Consider the following 17,406-nt stretch of genomic DNA (forward strand, 5'->3'; position numbering starts at 1 on the left):
AGATGACCGACACCGCTGCCCCTCTGCTCGCTGCGCCGAAATCCCGTCGCCGCCGGCTCGATCTCAATGCCTCGCTGGCCGTCGGGCTGGTGCTGACGCTCGGCTTCCTCGCCGTGGCGCTGGTGTCCTATGTGTGGCTGCCGTCGAACCCAAACATTCCCAACATCAAGGCCCGCATGCTGCCGCCGTTCTCGCCCGACCACTGGCTCGGCACCGACGGGCTCGGCCGCGATATCATCGCCCAGTTGATGGTGGGCGCGCGGACCTCGATCCTCGTCGGTGCGGGTGGCGCCTCGATCGCGCTGCTGCTCGGGACTATCTCCGGGCTCGTCGCGGCGGCCTACGGCAAGTTCGCCGACGAGATGATCTCGCGCGGCGCCGACATCATGCTGTCGATCCCCGGCATGGTGACGGCGCTCGTGCTGGCAGCAACCATGGGCTCGGGCGCGCTGACCACCATCCTCGCGCTCGCAGCGTTCTTCACCCCCTCCTTCACGCGCGTCATCCGCTCGGCGGCGATGGGCGTGCTGCAGGAGGATTTCATCACGTCGGCCAAGCTTTACGGTCGTGGCAAGCTGTTCATCCTCGCGCGCCACGTCATCCCCAACATCGCCGGCGTGATGATCGTGCAGTTCACCCTGTTCTTCGCCGCCGGGATCCTCACCGAAGCCGGCCTCTCCTATCTCGGTGTCGGCGTGACGCGGCCGTCGATTTCGTGGGGGATGATGCTCAACGAGGCGCAGCAAACGGTGGGCATCTCCTCGCCGCTCGCCATCTGGCCCGGGCTGGCCATCGTCTTCGTCGTCCTGGGGCTGAACCTCCTCGGCGATGGCCTCCGCGATGTGCTCGACCCCAAGCTGAAGCGGAGGGGCGCATGACCGCCCCCGCAATCGAAGTCCGTGACCTCGTTGTCGGCAATGGCGATGTCAGCGCCGTGCGCGGCGTTTCGTTCTCCATTCCGTCCGGCGGCCGAATGGGGCTCGTGGGCGAGAGTGGCTCCGGCAAGTCGATGACGGCGCTGGCGCTGATGGGCCTCCTCCCGATGGGCTGGGGCACGCATGGCTCCGTGCTGCACGACGGCGTCGACCTCGTCACGCTGTCGGACAAGGCGCTGGCGAACCGGCGCGGACGCACGCTGTCGATGGTGTTCCAGGATCCGCTGTCGTCGCTCAACCCGGTGCGCCGGGTTGGTGACCAGATCAGCTGGGTGATCCGCAAGCACACCGGCGTCAGCAGGAAGGTGGCGGAACAGCAGACTATCGAGCTGATGACGCAGATGAAGCTGCCGCGGCCCGAGCAGCTGGTGCGCGCCTACCCGCACGAGATCTCGGGCGGCCAGCGCCAGCGCATCATGATCGCCATGGCGCTGGCCTGCTATCCGCAGCTGATCATAGCCGACGAGCCGACCACGGCGCTCGATGTCACCGTGCAGAAGCAGGTGCTGCGGCTCCTCAACAACGCCGTGAACGAGCGCGGTTCGGCGCTGCTGATGATCACCCACGACCTGCCGATCATCGCCGCCATGTGCGACACGGTGGCGGTGATGTACGCCGGCCGCATCGTCGAGATGGGGCCGGTGCAGGAGGTGTTCCGCAACCCGCGCCACCACTACACGCGCGGCCTGCTCGACAGCCAGCCGACCATGGACAATATCGCGCTCGATGGCACGTCGAGGCTTGTCTCCATCCCCGGCATGGTGCCGCCTCTGCACGACCTGCCCACCGGCTGCGCCTTCAATCCGCGCTGCCCTGCTGCGACCGACAAATGCCGGACAGAGATGCCCGAGCTGACTGGCGACACGCTGAAAGCGGCTTGCTGGCACCCGGTCGCTGCGTCGAACGAGATGGCCGCGCAATGACCGTCACCCCGTTCCCCAGCGATGTCAGGCCGCTGCTCGAAGTACGGCAGCTGAACCAGGAATATAAGCTGCGCCGGCAAAAGCTGTTCGCGCCGAAGCCGATCCTCAAGGTGTTGCAGAACATCGATTTCGCCGTGCGGCCGGGCGAGGCTGTCGGCCTCGTCGGCGAATCCGGCTCGGGCAAGACGACGCTCACGCGCATGCTGACCGGCGTCGAGAAGCCACACGACGGGCACGTGCTCTATGACGGCACCGATGTCTGGTCCGGCACCGAAGCCGAACGCAAGCTGTTCCGCCGCTCGGTGCAGGTGGTGCTGCAGAACCCGCGCTCCTCGCTCGATCCGCGCATGCGCGTCGGCACGGCCCTGCTCGAGCCGCTGCGGAGCCTCAAGATCGAGGGCGACCACGCGGCGCGGGTGCTCGAAGTGCTCGACCAGGTCGGGCTGCAGAAGAGTGCGCTCGAACGCTTCCCGCACGAATTCTCCGGCGGGCAGCTCCAGCGCATCGCAATAGCCCGCGCCCTGATGCCCAACCCGCGCGTCCTGATCGCCGACGAGCCGGTCTCGGCCCTCGACGTTTCGATCCAGGCCCAGGTGCTGAACCTCCTCAAGGACCTCGTCCGCGATCTCGGGCTTAGCCTCGTCTTCATCGCCCACGACCTGTCGGTGGTCGCCTACACGACCAGCAAGGTCTACGTCATGTCATCAGGCAAGATCGTCGAGGTCGGCCGGCCGCTCGACCTGTTCCGCAACCCCCAGGCGGAAGCGACGCAGGCTCTCGTCGGCGCCATCCTCAGCGTCGAGAGCGGCCTCGCCGGGAACGCGCTCGCATGAGCCAGTGCGTCGCCATAACAGGTTCTACCACTGGCATCGGCTATGCCATGGCGGAGGCCTTTGCACGCGACGGTGCCCGCCTCGTGATCAACTCGCACCTCGCCGACGATGGCGGCGCGGCCGAGCGCCTCGGCGAGCTGACCGAGTGCCATTTCGTGCAGGCCGATCTCTCGACGGTGGCCGGTGCGCAGGGCTTCGTCGCCGCGGCGCGTGAAAAGCTCGGGCGGCTCGATACGCTGGTCAACAACGCCGGCACCTACCTCGACACCAATTTCGACGACCTCACCGAGGCGGTGTTCGACCGCACCTTCAATCTCAACGTGAAAGGCTACCTGTTCGCCGCGCAAGCCTTCGTCAAAGGTCTGGCGCTGGGGCAGGAGAACCCGAGCATCATCTGCACCGGCTCGACCAACTCACTGGCGGCCGAAAAGAACAGCGTCGTCTACGACACTTCGAAAGGCGCGGTGCTGATGCTGGTCCGCAACCTTGCGGTCACGCTCGCCGAGCGCGGCATCCGCGTCAACGGCATCGGACCGGGGATCGTCGAGACGCCGCTGTCCGCGAAAGGGCTGGCGGCGCCGGGCGTCCGCCCTGCCCTCGAACGCCAGATCCCGCTCGGCCGCGTCGGCATGCCCGACGATATCGGCGGCGCGGCAGTGTTCCTCGCCTCGCCAGCCGCCCGCTACATCACCGGGCAGATGCTCTATGTCGACGGCGGCATTCTTGCCAACCAGATGTCGTGGGAACCGGAGCCGTGAAGACCCGCTGGACCAATGTCACGGCAGTAACCCCCAGCGCGGAGGTCGCCAGCGACCTGCTAATGGTGGGCGAGCGGATCGCCGGGCTGGTGCCCGCAGGTACAGCAGTCGGGGAAGGCTGGCAGGTGATCGACGGCAGTGGAGCAATCCTGTTCCCCGGCAGCATCGACCTGCTGCAGCACGGCTATGGCGAGCATCTCTACAACGACACCGAGCAGGGCGCGGTCGCCGCGAACTCGCAAATCCTCTTGAAGAACGGCGTGACCGGCTTCCTCCCCTCGATCTCGTGCCTGCCACCGAAGGATATGGGGCCGACGCTGAACAGGCTTTCGGCGCAGACCAGAGAGGCCACTGGCGCGCGAGCGCTCGGCGTGCACAGCGAAGGCCCGGTCTTTGGCTCGCCTGGCGCGCACAATCCTGAGAATATCCAGCTCCCCAGCATCGAGTTGGCCGAGCGCATGCTCGCCGCCACCGATGGCCGGCTCAAGGCCGTGACGCTGGCGCCGGAGAAACCGGGCGCCGAGGGCTTTATCAGGACGCTGAAGGCGGCCGGTGTCTCGATCCACTTCGGCCACAGCCGCGCCCGAGCGGAGGACATACCGCGTTATGTGAGCTGGGGGATCGATGCGGTCACCCATATGTACAATGTCATGCCGACCGAGCCGCCGGGCAATATGGGCGTGCATGTGGTCTCGCTGACAGACGCGCTGATCGCCGAGCCGACGCTGGCGCTGGGGCTGATCTGCGACGGCATCCATGTCGATCCGCAACTGGTGCGGCTGCTGGCACAACTGCCTGCCGACCGGGTATTCCTCGAAACCGACGCAATGAAATATGCCGGCACGCCGGGCGCGACATTCGAGTTCTATCCAGGCTACGTCGTCACCAGCGCACCGGGGAAAGCCGTGCGGGAACAAAAAGGTGGCGGGCTCTGTGGGTCGTCGCTGACGCCCGACGAAGCCATGCGGAACTATCTGAAGTTCTCGGGCAAGGACCTGGCCCGGGTCGCGAACGCCACCAGCCTTGTCCCTGCCCGCGTGCTGGGGATGGAGCGCGATCTGGGCAGCCTCGAGGTCGGCAAGCTGGCAGATTTCGCCGTGCTCGACCGCACGACGCTAGCCGTCACGGCGACCTGGGTCGGCGGCAAGGAATTGTGGAGGCAATCTGCATGAGCGAGACACTGCGCTACGCCGAAGATGGCGAGGTTCACCTCGACTTCCACGGTGCGACCAACACTACGATCGATTTCATCATCGCACGTTATGGCATCGCGGCGCTGGACGAGATCTTCCGCAAGGTCGGGCGCGATGTCTATCGCTCGATCCACGACGACCTCGTCGCCGGCGACACGACGCAGCTGGTCGAACACTGGCGACACTTCTTCTCTCGTGAGGATTGCGACTACGACATCGCCATCGGCCGCAACGAGATCGTGCTGACCGTGCGTCGCTGCACCGCCTGGCACCATGTGGCGAAGCTCGTCGGCACGCCGTCGTCGCATTTTTGCGACCAGACCATCCGCACCAACGAAGCGCTGGCCGAGGGTTCGCCCTTCGCATTCGAAACCACGATCACCGGCCCCGGTGCCTGCCGGCAAGTGATCCGCCCCCGCATGGGGGCGCCCTCATGATCCCGTCCGACCACTTCACCCGCTTCTACAACGAGGTCTTCAAGTTCCTGGAATCGCAGGGCGAGGCCGAGTTGCAGGCCTATTTCCTCGCCATCTCGAAGAACCAGGAAAAGCACATCCTCGAGCTCATCGAAACCCGCGGCCTCGAAGGCATGGACGAGTACTGGACGCACATCAACATCGAGGAAAACTGCGACATGGACATCGACCGCAACGAGGATCGCCTCGAATTGCGGATGAATGTCTGCCCCAGCCTATCGAAGGTCATGGACAACGATGCCGAGCCGATGGGCCGCTACTGCGACCACTGCGCCGGCTGGATCGGCCCGATCATGGACAAGACCGGCTACCACCTCGTCTACGACGTCATCAGCCGCACCGAGCCGCGTTGCGTGATGCGCGTGTTCAAGGATGCGGCCAAGGCGAAGGAAGCCGAGAAGGATGTGAAGCTGCTGATGGGGTGGCCGGGGCACAAGGTCTAGTCGCCGGGCTAGTGCGCTTGGCGCCCAAGCGCGCTTAAGCCGCCTCCGCCCCCAACTGCCGCGAGATCCGGCTCGCGGCGACCTTGAGCGCTTCCGCGGCCTCGCTCGTCCGCTCCGGCCGCATGCGCCGTTCCGGCGCGGAGAGGCTCATTGCTGCTACCGGATAGCCGGCGCGGTCGAGGATCGGGACGCCGATGCACATCAGCCCGTCTTCGTTCTCGCCCATCTCGATGGCGTAGCCGCGGCGGCGCACGTCCTCCACCTGGCGGCGGAGTTTCGAGACTTCGGTCAGCGTCTTGATGGTCATCGGTTCGAGCGAGCCGTCGCGCTGCAGCACAAGTTGTGCATCGGGCAGGTAGGCGAGCATCGCCTTGCCGAGCGAGGTCGAATGGGCCGGATGGCGGTGGCCGATGCGGGCGCTGGCGCGGAGCGGCTTCGAGGGCTCCAGCATGTCGATATAGACGACTTCGCTGTTGGACAGCACCGCGAGGTTGACGGTCTCGTGGAAGGTGTCGACGAGCAGGCGCATCTCGGGCTGGGCGAACTCGCGCAAGCCGTGGAGGTCGTGATCGACCCGCGCCAGCTCGCGGAACTTGCCGCCGGTGCCGTAGCGATCGTGCCAGATATCATGTTCGAGAAAGCCCGTCGCCGACAGCGTCTGGAGGTAGCGGAACACCGTGGTCTTGGGCAGCTTCAGCTCGTGGACGATCTCGGTGAGGGTCACCATGTGGCCCTGCCGGGTCACGTAGTCGAGCACCTGCAGCGCCTTGACCACCGGCTGCACCATGTAGTCGCCATCGAGCTTTTGCATCGCCATAATCTCCATCCTCAGAAGAAGGTCTTGAGCGCCTCGGTCACGCGATAGTTCTCGTCCACCAGCAGCAGCATCTGCCACTTGTCGAAGGTCGTGCAGGGATGGCCGATGCCGAAGGCCACCATGTCGCCCGGTCGCAACGGGCTCGTTTCGGGCATTTCCATATGTCCGTGCTGGTCGTTGAGCGCCACGATCCTGTGCCCTTCGGGCACCGACTCGGGCTTGGTCATCCGACCCGGCCGGTACCAGCGCAGCGGCACCGGCATGCCGGCGTCGAAGCTGATGTCGCGCTTGCCCATGGTGACGATCAGGCGCCCATCCTCGGGGCGCGACTGTACATAGGCCCAGACCTCGAGCGCGGCTTCGAGGCGTCCCTCGGGCAAGTTCAGGGTCGTCTCACTGATGATCCGCTCGTAGGCGGCGGCGTAGGAAATCGAGTCGTGGGTGAGGTAGCAGCCGGAGCGCAGCACCTTCACCACCGGCCGGCTGAAATTGGTGGCATTGAAACGCTCGCCGACACGGTCGAAGAAGGCGGTGCCGCCGGCGCTGACAACGACCGGCTGACCAGCGGCAAACAGGTTCTCGGCCAGCGCCAATTGGGCCAGTGCCGCGACATCGTCGATCAGCCCATCGGCTGCCTGCGGCGTCGGAAGCAGGCCCTCGAAGCATTCGAAGCCGCCGAGGGCCAACCCGTCGGCCGCAACTACGGCACGCGCAACCTCCATGGCAATCTCGCGCGTCCGCGCCCCGGTACGCCCGCCGAGGAAGCCGATCTCGACGAGCACGCGTAGCGGGTTGTCGGATGGAGGCGGGTTGCGCTTCCCCCCTTCGGCCAGCATGGCGACACCATCGGGACCATCGGCGAGGCAGTAGAGTTCGAAGCCCGGCTGCTGCAGGGCGCGGAAACAGGCATCGATCGCCTGCCGGCCGATCGGCTGGTTGGCGATGATCACCCGCTTGACGCCGAACTTCAGGCACACCTGCAGCTGCTGCACCGTCGCCACCGTGATGCCCCAGGCACCGTCGGCGACCTGCAGGTCGAACAGGGCTGGCGACATCGTGGTCTTGCCGTGCGGGGCGATGACGAGGTCATTTGCGGCGGTGAAATCGCGCATCCAGGCGCTGTTCGCGCGCAGCACATCCTCCCGGATCACTGCGAGCGGCAGCGGCAGGTCACCTGCCAGCACATTCCACCCCTGCTTGCCGACATCGCCGACCGTCAGCGGCGGTGCATCGAAGGGCAGCCCTTTGGTCAACGGATCAAGTGGCGCGTCGCGCAGCGATGCGAGGTCGAGGCGAGGGACAGACGTCAACATACTATTCCACAATATGGAACGACGGTCGTTCCGTCGGTGATGATCTAATGTCAACCGCAGGTGGGCTGTCAACGGCATGATACAGGATGAGCAAGAGCAGGCTTGCGCCGTAACCGGTCGTGATGTTGTATCGCTGTCGAACCCTGCCCCAGCAATCATTCCACCTGTTGGAATGGATCGAGCCGAGCGTAGAAATGCCCAGAGCGATCAGCCCGACAAAGACCAAGCTTGTCGCCCCGGCGGCCGAGGCGCGCATCCAGTCGGTGGCGCGGGCCAAGGCCCTGCTCGACGCCATGGCTGCGGGCGAGTGGGTGACGCTCCGTGACCTCGCGAGCCGCACTGGCCTCGCCAAGACTACGGCGTTCAACCTCGTCACCGCGCTGGTCGACGTAGGGCTCACCGAGCGCGACGCGAAGGCCGGCGCCTACCGGCTCAGCATCCAGCACCTCGTCTATGGCAAGGCGGTCGAGCGGCGGCTGGATATCACCGAGATCGCGCGCCCGCATCTGGTGCGACTCTGCGCCACGACGCGGGAGACGGTGAACCTGGCCCTGCCCGGTCCGGCCGACGCGATGATCATCGAGAGTCTCGAGGGCAGCCAGTCGCTGCGTGTCTCGGCCTATGCGGGCACGCGGGCGGCCTATCACTCGACGGCGTGTGGACGGGCGCTGCTGGCGCACAAGCCGGAAGGTTTTCGCCGGCTGGTCTATTCGATCGGCCACCTGCCGGCAGCGACCAACCGCACCATCACCGATCCCGAGGCGCTGGAGGCGGTGCTGGAACGCTGCCGCACCATCGGCTGGACCACCGAATACGAGGAGAACGAGGTCGGCGGAGCCTGTGTAGCGGCGCCGATCTTCAATCGCGCTGGCGAGGCCGTCGCGGCGGTGAGCATCGCCGGACCGTCGAGCCGGTTCGAGCCGGCCGAAATCGAGCGGCTGGGCAAGCTCCTCGTCGCCAGCCTCGCCGAGATCACCGGCCAGCTTCCCGCCCACTATTCGCCGCCTGGGTTCAGCAAATGAGTCAACGCCGCATCGTGCTCGCGGGCCTGTTCCACGAGACCCACACCTTCGTCGACGAGATCACCGGGCTCGGCGAATACACGATCAATCGCGGCCCGCAGATCCTGGCGCGGCGCGGCGATGGCTCGACGCTCGACGGCTTCCTCGAAGTGGCGGATCGCGAGGGCTGGCAGGTTGTGCCGGTCAGCGATTTCTCGGCGCTCCCCTCGGGGACGACGGACCACTCCGTATTCGAGCTGTTCTGGAAGGAGCTCGAGGAAGGGATTTACGCGGCGCTCGCCGAGGGTGGCCTCGATGGCATCTGGCTGTCGCTGCATGGCGCGATGGTGACCACTGAAAGCGTCGATCCCGAGGGCGAGCTGCTGGCCCGCATCCGCGCCATTCCGGGCGCGACGAAGCTGCCGACCTTCGGTGTCTTCGACCTGCACGCCACGTTCACCGCGGCGATGGCGGCCGGGGCCAACGGCCTCGTCGCCTATCGCGAGAACCCGCATATCGACGCGCGCGACGCGGCGGTGCGGTCGGCGGATCTTCTGGCTCGCACGCTCACGGAAGGGCACGCGCCACGCATGCTGGCGCGCAACGCCCCGATCATCTGGCCACCGACCGGGACAGGCACGGCGGATCGGCCGATGCGCGATCTCGAGGCGCTGGCGCGGCAGATCGAGGCGGAAAACCTTGACATCTGGACCGTCAATGTCGTCGCCGGCTACGCCTTCTCGGATGTCCCCGATGTCGGTGTCGCCTTCTCGGTGACCACGACGGGAAGCGACGCCGATGCAACCGCGGCGCTAGACCGGCTGGAGGCGCTGGCTATCGAACTGCAGCCACTCGGCCTGCCGCAGGAATGGTCGCTGGACGACGCGCTTGAAGAAGCGAACCGTGCGCCCGATGGCCCCAACATCATCGTCGAGCCCAGCGACAATATCGGCGGCGGCGCGCCGGGCGATTGCACGTCGGTACTGCGAGGATTCCTCAGGCACGGCATAACCAACGCGGCGGTGGCAATAGCAGATCCGGCTGCGGTTGCGGCCCTGGCGGAGGTGCCGATCGGCGGCACGGCGCGGCTCAGCATTGGCGGCAAGGGCAGCCGGCTCGATCCAGGGCCGGTGGAGCTCGAAGTGACACTCCTCAGCCGCAGCGATGGCGAGTTCACGCTCGAAGATCGCAACAGCCACCTCGCGGCCATGCAAGGGGTGCATTTCAGCATGGGGCCATCGGCTGTGGTCGAGGCGCAGGGGATCAAGATCCTGCTGTCGAGCCGCAAGACGCCGCCCTTCGACCTCGGGCAGTTCCGCTCGCAGGGGGTCATCCCGGAAGAGCTGCACGTGATCGGGGTGAAGGCAGCGGTTGCGCATCGGCGCGCCTACAACCCGATCCAGAGGCGCAGCTTCACCGTCACCACGCCGGGTCCCTGCACCAGCGACCTTAGGAGCCTGCCTTACGAGCGGGTTCGCGCGAACGTCTATCCCCTGAACTAGAGCTTCGGAGCCGACATGATCGAATACCCAAGCGCGCCGGATACGCCGCGCTCGCACCTGCCATTCAGCCCCGCCACCAAGGTCGGCGACCTGATTTTCGTCTCCGGCCAGGCCTCGGTGGATGCGGCCGGCAAGATTGTTTCGGACACCTTCGAGGGCGAAATGCGCCGCTCGATCGAGAACCTGCGCAAGGTTCTCGAGGACGCCGGCAGCGATCTCGCGCATGTTGCGCAGACCCGCAACTATGTACGCGACGGCGAGGACGTGCCCTTGTTCAACAAGCTATACGCCGAGTACTTCAGTGCGCCTTTCCCGGCCCGCACAACGATAACAAACTGCCTGCCGCCGACGCTCCGTTACGAGATCGAGTGCGTCGCGGTGGCGCGCAAAAGCTGAGTTTTCGGCCGTCCGGCGGTTTTTCCGTGTCGCGGAACCGCCGAGCATTTACACTCGACGGTCTCGTGAGGCCTCTTCAGGTCAAGAACCCAGGGAGTCCGTCTTGTCTGTTCTCACCACCTCCACGCCCTCCGCCGCCGACGACGCCGCGGAGCTCTTGCGCTTCGACAAGTCGGCTGAGACGATCCGCAAGCACGCGCAGTGGATCTCGGGCGGTGTGAACAGCAACTTCCGCCTCAACATCTCGCCGACCCCGCTGGTGTTCGAGCGCGGCGAGGGGCCTTACCTCTACGACGTCGATGGCAACCGGCTGATCGACTATTACCTCGGCATGGGCCCGATGATCCTCGGCCACAAGCCGCAGGCCTTGGTCGATGCGGTGAAATCGCAGATCGACAAGGGCATCCTGTTCGCCGGCCAGACGGCGATCGAGGCCGAAGCGGCGAGGCTCGTGTGCGAAATGGTGCCGTCAGCCGAGCGCATGCGTTTTGGGTCGTCAGGCTCGGAGGTCGACCAGGCTGCGATCCGCCTCGCCCGCGCGGCCACCGGCAAGCGCAAGATCATCAAGTTCGAGGGGCACTATCACGGCTGGTTCGACAACGTGCTGTGGTCCACCGCGCCCTCCGTCGCCTCGGCTGGCCCGGAGAACGCGCCGATCCCGGTGATCGGCTCCAAGGGCCAGTTGCCGGAGAGCGCCGACGACCTGACCGTGCTGCCGTGGAACGACCTCGAAATCCTCGAGGCGCACCTGAGGGAACGCGATGTCGCTGGCGTCATCATGGAAGCGGCCATGTGCAACCAGGGCTCGATCCATCCGGCTGCGGGTTATCTCGAAGGGGTCCGCGCGGCCTGCACGAAGTACGGCGCCATCCTGATCTTCGACGAAGTCATCACCGGCTTCCGCCTCGCCCCCGGCGGCGCGCAGGAGAAGTTCGGTGTGACCCCCGACATTTCCACATTCGGCAAGGCCATCGCGAATGGTTTCCCGGTGGCGGCGATTGCCGGCCGGGCCGACCTCATCGACATGTTCACCACCGGCGGCGTGGTTCATGGGGGCACCTACAACGCTCAGCCGGTCGCCATGGCGGCGACGGCGGCAACGCTGCGCTCACTGACGCCGGCTGTTTACGACAAGATCGGCGCGTCCGGCACGGCGCTAATGGAGGGGTTCCGCGAGGTGTTCGCGCGGCAGGGCGTCACGGCGCAGGTGGTCGGCTTCGGCCAGGTTTTCCACATCGCGCTCGGGCTCGAGGCGCCGGCGCGCAACTATCGCGACCTCGCGCAGATGAACAAGCCGGCCTACATCGCGCTTACCACCGCCCTGCTCTATCGCGGCGTGCGGGCGCTCGAGCGCGGCGCGTGGTTCCTGTCGAGCGAGCACGATGCGGCCGTGATCGACGAGAGCATTGCGGCGATGAATGACGCGGTGCGGGCGCTGAAGGCCGCGGGGACGCTATAGCTCAGTGGGTAGGCGCGGGGACGCTGTTCGTGTAGGACGGCGGCCACTGTTCTCGGCAACGGGTCCCGCGCATGAAGCTCCAATCCCGCAAGATCCTGCTGATCATCGGTGGCGGTATCGCCGCCTACAAGGTGCTGGAGCTGATCCGGCGGCTGCGCGACGAAGGTGCCAGCGTGCGCTGCGTGATGACAGCAGCGGCACAGCAGTTCGTGACGCCGCTGTCGGTCGCGACGCTCAGCGCCGACCGGGTGTTCACCGATCTCTTCGACCGCAATGACGAGCACGATGTCGGCCACATCCGGCTGTCGCGCGAGGCCGATCTGATCGTCGTCGCGCCCGCTACGGCGGACCTGATGTCGAAGCTCGCCAACGGCGCGGCGAACGATCTCGCCAGCGCCGTATTGCTCGCGACTGACAAGTCCGTGCTGATGGCGCCGGCGATGAACCCACGGATGTGGAACCACCCCGCGACCCGCCGCAACCGGGCGACACTCGTCGCCGATGGCGTAAGCTTCGTCGGCCCCAATCGCGGCGAGATGGCCGAGTCTGGCGAGGCCGGCGAAGGGCGGATGGCGGAGCCGGTGGAGATCGTTGCGGCGGTCGTCGCGCGGCTCGGCAGCGGGCCGCTCAGCGGCAAGAAGATCATCGTCACCTCGGGGCCGACGCATGAGCCGATTGATCCGGTACGCTACATCGCCAACCGCTCATCGGGAAAGCAGGGGCACGCCATAGCGGCGGCGCTGGTGCGGCTCGGGGCAGAGGTGCGACTCGTCACAGGGCCAGTGGCAATCGCCGATCCGGCCGGGGTGCTGACCACCCATGTCGAGACGGCGGCGGAAATGCTGGCGGCTGTCGAGAGCACCCTGCCCGCTGATGGCGCGGTCTTCGTCGCCGCCGTGGCGGACTGGCGCGTCGTCGAGGCAGCGAGCGAGAAGATCAAGAAGCAGCCGGGCGCGACCGAGCCACCGGTGCTTCACATGGTCGAGAACCCCGACATTCTCGCTACGGTCGGACACCACGCCCAGCGTCCGAAGCTAGTGGTCGGCTTTGCGGCGGAGACGCAGGATCTCATCACCAACGGGCGGAAGAAGCTCGAGCGCAAGGGCGCCGACATCATCGTCGCCAACGACGTATCGACGGGCACCGGCACCATGGGCGGCGATCGCAACCGGGTAACCCTCCTCAGCGCCAATGGCGCGGACGAGTGGCCGGAGCTGGGCAAGGATGAAGTGGCCGAACGCCTCGCGCAGCTGATCGCGGACCGGCTGGCGTGACGGTCGAACTCACGCCCTACCACCACTTCACGCGCGCCGAGTGGAACGCGCTGCGCGCTGATGAGCCGATGACGCTCAGCGCCGAGGATATCGAGCGGCTGCGCTCGCTCAGCGATCCGATCTCGCTTGAAGAGGCCGAAACTGCCTACCTGCCCCTGACGCGCCTCCTCTCGCTCCACGTCGAGGCGATCCAGTCGCTGCATGCGGTGTCGCGGCGCTTTCTCGGCACAGTCGAGCCGAAGGTGCCCTTCATCATCGGTATTGTCGGTTCGGTGGCGGTAGGTAAATCGACGACGGCGCGTATCCTCCGCGCCCTGCTGCAGCGCTGGCCGTCGAGCCCGCGGGTCGATCTCGTCACCACCGACGGATTCCTCCACCCCAATGCCGTGCTGACGGAGCGCGGGCTGATGCGGCGCAAGGGTTTCCCCGAGAGCTACGACCGCGCCCGCTTCGTCGCTTTCCTCGGTGATGTGAAATCGGGGCGGCGGGACATCGAGGTACCGATCTACTCGCACCTCGTCTACGACGTCGTGCCAGGCGAGCATGCGGTGATCGACCAGCCGGATATCCTGATCGTCGAGGGGCTGAACATCCTGCAGCCGGGCGTGGGCCGGAAGACTGGCGAGCCGGTGCTGTTCGCCTCCGACTTCGTCGATTTCTCCATCTACGTCGATGCCGACCCGGCCGATCTCGAAGCCTGGTACATGGAGCGCTTCTTCCGGCTGCGCGAGACGGCGTTCCGCAACCCGAACTCGTTTTTCAAGCGCTATGCCGACATGAGCAAGGACGAGGCCGGCAAGTTCGGCATGGACAACTGGCAGTCCATCAACCTCGTGAACCTGCGCGAAAACATCGAGCCGACGCGATCACGCGCGGACCTGGTGCTGAAGAAGGGTGGGGATCACCGGCTCAGCGAAGTGCTTCTGCGGCTGGTGTGAAGCGGGCACGGTGCGCGCCCCACACACCGGCTGTCATCCCCGGCCAACTGCAAGATCAGCTCGGCATCAGGCCTTCGCGGAGGATGATCGATACTGCGTCGGCGCGGTTGCGGGCGCCGAGCTTGTCGAGGATGGCGGTCACATGGAACTTGGCCGTGTGCACCGAAATATCGAGCGCCCGGGCGATCACCTTGTTGGAGGCACCATCGACCAGCAGCGTCGCTACCTGGCGCTCGCGCTGGCTGAGCGCCGGGAACGTCGTCGTGCTCTTCGGGCGGCTTTCGCCCGCGTCGCGCTCGAGCGCATAGCCGGAGCCGATCAGCGTTGCCGCTGCGAGAACGAGGACGGGATCGAGGCTGTCGATGGCATTGCGACGGCCCTCGTCGGCGCCGATACGCAGCACGCGATGTGTGTCGATAGCGCCGCCCAGTGATGCCGGGCGATCGGTGATCGTCACGGCGGCCTCACCGGTATCGGCTTCGAACAGATCGGCCCGGTCGGCGACGAGGCCGCGCAGCACCTGCTCCAGCGCCGGATCGGTCAGGTCGAAGGCCACGCCCAGTGCAAGCCCGCCCAGCATCGAGGGCGCGACTGCGCTGCCCGGATTTGCCGAAGCTGCTCTCGGATTGAAGTAGACCACTGCGTAGCACTCCCGTTTCGGCCCAGCACGCCCACGCATTGCAGAGTGGAACCGGGGCGAGCCGATGTCCATACAATGTGGTGACGAACCTTGCCTGAAAGAAGGCCCCGCTTCGTCGCCGAACGTCGCTTGCGACGATGGCGCGCGAGGCAACAAGTCGATAGCTCCCCAAATGGGCAGTCTCGCCGCCATGTGCAAGCGCGCCCACATCGTCAGCATGATTAATGCACAACCGCTTCCATTAACTGATGAACATCTGCTCGACGCCTATTCGTTCAGCGTCTCCCAGGTTGCCGAGACGCTTGGGCCGGCCGTGGGCATGGTCACGACCGATGGCAAGGGCCATGGCTCGGGCGTGGTGCTGTCGCAGGATGGGCTGGTGGTCACCAATTCGCACGTGGTCGGCAAGCACCGCGACGTCCACCTGGCGCTGCCCGATGGGCACCGGCTGGCCGGACGCGTGCTCGGAGCCGATCCGGATACCGATCTCGCCATCCTCAAGGTCGACGGCACCGCCCTCCCCATCGCAACCCTGGGTGACAGCTCCAGCCTCAGGCGCGGCCAGATTGCCATCGCCATCGGCAACCCGCTCGGGTTCGAGTCGACGGTCACGGCGGGCGTCGTTTCGGCCCTGGGCCGTAGCCTCCGCTCGCCGTCGGGGCGGCCGATCGAAGATGTGATCCAGACCGATGCGGCGCTGAACCCCGGCAACTCCGGCGGCGCGTTGGCCTCCAGCACCAGTGAGGTCATCGGCATCAGCACGGCGATGATCGCCGGCGCGCAGGGCATCTGCTTTGCCGTCGCGAGCAACACGGTGAAGCTCGTGCTCGGCGAAATCCTCCAGCATGGCGGGGTAAGGCGGGCCTGGCTCGGCGTTGCCGCCGATACGGTGAACCTGCCGCGGCGGGTGGCCGATGCCGCTCATGTCGGCAGCCAGTCGGCGGCGGTGCTGCACTCAATCGTTTCGGGCGGCCCGGCGGATCGCGCCGGGGTACGCGAGGGCGACGTGCTGCTGGCGCTCGACAGCCGGCCTGTCGAAGGGCCGGGGCCGCTGCTGCGGATGCTCAATGCCGAGGCCATCGGCCGGCAGGTGAAGCTGCAGATCCTGCGGCAGGGCCGCCTGCTGGAGCTCGACGTGCTGCTGACGCAGCGGCCGGCGCAATAGAGCTGCCGCCCCGCTACAGCCCCTCGTCCTCGACAACCACCCGGCCGCTCGAGACGATGTCCATCGCCTCGACCTTGGCCAGCAATTGCTCGACCTTGTCGACATTGGGCAGATGCCGCTGTTCGAGCGAGAAGTTGAGCGTCACGTATTCGCGGCCGGGGCAGAAGGTGCAGATGTTGGCCGCCGGGTGCCAGGCGCCGCAATAGATCGGCTCCATCATGCCGTGGGTCATCGGGCCATAGGTGCGGTGCGGCGGCACCAAGGTCAGCACGATGTGCATGCCGCCGTTGAAGCGCCAGAAGCGCGTGCCCGGCAGGCCCTTCCAGAACTTGTTGATGCCCCGCAGCGTGTGGAACATCGAGTTCATCATCACCTGGAACTTGGTGATGTCCTTCTGCTCGATCTGGCACACGGTCCGGTCCAGCTCGCGCACAAAGGTGAGGAAATCCTCGTGGACCTTGAACTTGGCCTGCAGCGCGCGGACGCGGAAGAAGTCGTCGTCGGCGTCATGGCGCTTGCCGTCGAGCATGGTGTAGGCAGCGCCTATGATCTTCTTCGACATGTGCTTTTCGGCGCCCTCGCCGTTGAGCGCATAGGTCACGAGCGCAAACATCAGCGAGCGCTGGCTGACGCCGATGCGGTTGGCGAGGAGGCGCAGGCGGTGACGCTTGATCGCCAGGGTCTTGAAGCCCCAGGGTTTTTCGGGCGGCGACAGCAGGTTGGCGAGGATGATGTAGGTCCAGGTCATCGACCAGCCGCGCAGCTTGCCCTTGATGCGGGTGCCGAGGCTGACCTTGTTGGACTTGTCGCTCATGATGCCGTGGCCGGCCGAAGCGGAGCGCGTCAGGAGCGCTGAATCCGAGCCCTCGAGCAGGGCGTGGCTCGAACGCACCTGGATCATCGAGGCGCGACCCTCGGCATCCGGACCACCGCGGCGCACGGCCGCCGAGACGCGGAACAGCGGCAGGTCATCGCGCTCGAAGATATCGACGGACTTGCTCACCCACTTGTCCGGGTAGCCGTCGAACTCGTCGACTTCCTCGATATTGGTGATGGCATCGAGCACATGCTTGGGGAACGGCTGGCCCGGGCGGGCGCCGACGAAGCCGTGAGTCAGCTGCGGCGCCAGCGCCACCATGTCGGCAACGAGGTTGCCGATAGTGTCCTTGGTGAAGCTGGTGCGCGACGGGGCGGTGAAGAACACTGTGTCGCGGGCCTCGTAAAGGAACCACTGGAAGTCGGTGAACAGCGCCTGCGGATGCTTGTTGACGGCGGCCAGTGCGAGGTCGAGCACCTCCGCGTGATCATTGGCGAAGCTGGTTGAAGAGAAGCTCTTCATT

General features: G+C 66.2%; 18 protein-coding genes. 14 read left to right on the plus strand and 4 right to left on the minus strand.

All coding sequences use genetic code 11. The features are described 5' to 3' along the window. Positions 1–2 precede the first annotated feature (2 nt). The 7 genes from ACOYW5_RS09425 to ACOYW5_RS09455 are packed head-to-tail and all read left to right on the plus strand — an operon-like array spanning position 3 to position 5,561. Positions 3–878, plus strand: coding sequence for an ABC transporter permease (locus ACOYW5_RS09425; protein WP_423068990.1), 876 nt, complete (start codon positions 3–5; stop codon positions 876–878). Continuing rightward, a complete protein-coding gene (locus ACOYW5_RS09430; RefSeq protein ID WP_423068991.1) occupies positions 875–1,858 on the plus strand; it encodes an ABC transporter ATP-binding protein in 984 nt (327 codons plus the stop codon). The genes ACOYW5_RS09425 and ACOYW5_RS09430 overlap by 4 nt, the downstream gene beginning before the upstream one ends. Next, positions 1,855–2,691 carry an ABC transporter ATP-binding protein gene (locus ACOYW5_RS09435; RefSeq protein ID WP_423068992.1) on the plus strand — a complete coding sequence of 279 codons (837 nt, stop codon included), beginning with the start codon at positions 1,855–1,857 and terminating at the stop codon, positions 2,689–2,691. Before ACOYW5_RS09430 ends, ACOYW5_RS09435 begins: the two co-directional genes overlap by 4 nt. Next, a complete protein-coding gene (locus ACOYW5_RS09440; protein WP_423068993.1) occupies positions 2,688–3,449 on the plus strand; it encodes an SDR family NAD(P)-dependent oxidoreductase in 762 nt (253 codons plus the stop codon). The genes ACOYW5_RS09435 and ACOYW5_RS09440 overlap by 4 nt, the downstream gene beginning before the upstream one ends. Then, the gene (locus ACOYW5_RS09445; protein ID WP_423068994.1) at positions 3,446–4,621 is read left to right on the plus strand and encodes an N-acetylglucosamine-6-phosphate deacetylase; all 1,176 of its coding nucleotides are present in this window, start codon (positions 3,446–3,448) and stop codon (positions 4,619–4,621) included. Before ACOYW5_RS09440 ends, ACOYW5_RS09445 begins: the two co-directional genes overlap by 4 nt. After that, a complete protein-coding gene (locus ACOYW5_RS09450) occupies positions 4,618–5,079 on the plus strand; it encodes a hypothetical protein (RefSeq protein ID WP_423068995.1) in 462 nt (153 codons plus the stop codon). The genes ACOYW5_RS09445 and ACOYW5_RS09450 overlap by 4 nt, the downstream gene beginning before the upstream one ends. Continuing rightward, the gene (locus ACOYW5_RS09455; protein ID WP_423068996.1) at positions 5,076–5,561 is read left to right on the plus strand and encodes a hypothetical protein; all 486 of its coding nucleotides are present in this window, start codon (positions 5,076–5,078) and stop codon (positions 5,559–5,561) included. Before ACOYW5_RS09450 ends, ACOYW5_RS09455 begins: the two co-directional genes overlap by 4 nt. Positions 5,562–5,595: 34 nt before the next feature. Here the strand turns inward: ACOYW5_RS09455 and ACOYW5_RS09460 are convergent, their stop codons facing one another. Both ACOYW5_RS09460 and ACOYW5_RS09465 read right to left on the minus strand, forming a co-directional pair. Continuing rightward, a complete protein-coding gene (locus tag ACOYW5_RS09460) occupies positions 5,596–6,372 on the minus strand; it encodes an IclR family transcriptional regulator (protein WP_423068997.1) in 777 nt (258 codons plus the stop codon). A gap of 17 nt (positions 6,373–6,389) precedes the next feature. Further along, a complete protein-coding gene (locus ACOYW5_RS09465; RefSeq protein WP_423068998.1) occupies positions 6,390–7,688 on the minus strand; it encodes an amino acid aldolase in 1,299 nt (432 codons plus the stop codon). A gap of 197 nt (positions 7,689–7,885) precedes the next feature. Between ACOYW5_RS09465 and ACOYW5_RS09470 the strand changes: the two genes are divergently transcribed. The 6 genes from ACOYW5_RS09470 to coaA all read left to right on the plus strand — a co-directional run bounded on the left by ACOYW5_RS09470 (position 7,886) and on the right by coaA (position 14,261). Further along, positions 7,886–8,713, plus strand: a complete 828-nt coding sequence (locus ACOYW5_RS09470; protein ID WP_423068999.1) for an IclR family transcriptional regulator — start codon at positions 7,886–7,888, stop codon at positions 8,711–8,713. Continuing rightward, positions 8,710–10,194, plus strand: coding sequence for a M81 family metallopeptidase (locus ACOYW5_RS09475; RefSeq protein WP_423069000.1), 1,485 nt, complete (start codon positions 8,710–8,712; stop codon positions 10,192–10,194). The genes ACOYW5_RS09470 and ACOYW5_RS09475 overlap by 4 nt, the downstream gene beginning before the upstream one ends. 15 nt (positions 10,195–10,209) lie before the next feature. Then, positions 10,210–10,590: a RidA family protein gene (locus ACOYW5_RS09480; RefSeq protein ID WP_423069001.1), complete on the plus strand. Its 381-nt coding sequence runs from the start codon at positions 10,210–10,212 to the stop codon at positions 10,588–10,590. Between the two features lie 103 nt (positions 10,591–10,693). Then, positions 10,694–12,049, plus strand: coding sequence for an aspartate aminotransferase family protein (locus tag ACOYW5_RS09485; RefSeq protein ID WP_423069002.1), 1,356 nt, complete (start codon positions 10,694–10,696; stop codon positions 12,047–12,049). A 71-nt stretch (positions 12,050–12,120) separates the two neighbouring features. Then, entirely contained in the window at positions 12,121–13,323 is a 1,203-nt protein-coding gene (gene coaBC, locus ACOYW5_RS09490) for a bifunctional phosphopantothenoylcysteine decarboxylase/phosphopantothenate--cysteine ligase CoaBC (protein WP_423069003.1), read from the plus strand. Then, complete coding sequence (coaA, locus tag ACOYW5_RS09495; protein WP_423069004.1) at positions 13,320–14,261, plus strand: type I pantothenate kinase; 942 nt, start codon at positions 13,320–13,322, stop codon at positions 14,259–14,261. Before coaBC ends, coaA begins: the two co-directional genes overlap by 4 nt. Positions 14,262–14,316: 55 nt before the next feature. On the opposite strand, the gene ACOYW5_RS09500 is transcribed toward coaA, so the two are convergent. After that, the gene (locus ACOYW5_RS09500) at positions 14,317–14,901 is read right to left on the minus strand and encodes a response regulator transcription factor (RefSeq protein ID WP_423069005.1); all 585 of its coding nucleotides are present in this window, start codon (positions 14,899–14,901) and stop codon (positions 14,317–14,319) included. Positions 14,902–15,073: 172 nt separating this feature from the next. On the opposite strand from ACOYW5_RS09500, the gene ACOYW5_RS09505 reads away from it, so the two are divergent. Then, positions 15,074–16,066 (plus strand): S1C family serine protease, encoded by a 993-nt coding sequence (locus tag ACOYW5_RS09505; protein WP_423069006.1) that lies wholly within the window; start codon positions 15,074–15,076, stop codon positions 16,064–16,066. Between the two features lie 13 nt (positions 16,067–16,079). Here the strand turns inward: ACOYW5_RS09505 and ACOYW5_RS09510 are convergent, their stop codons facing one another. Next, positions 16,080–17,405 carry a hypothetical protein gene (locus ACOYW5_RS09510; protein ID WP_423069007.1) on the minus strand — a complete coding sequence of 442 codons (1,326 nt, stop codon included), beginning with the start codon at positions 17,403–17,405 and terminating at the stop codon, positions 16,080–16,082. Position 17,406: the final 1 nt, after the last annotated feature.

Origin of the sequence: Devosia sp. CN2-171, assembly GCF_049354815.1 — a bacterium.
GTDB lineage: Bacteria > Pseudomonadota > Alphaproteobacteria > Rhizobiales > Devosiaceae > Devosia_A.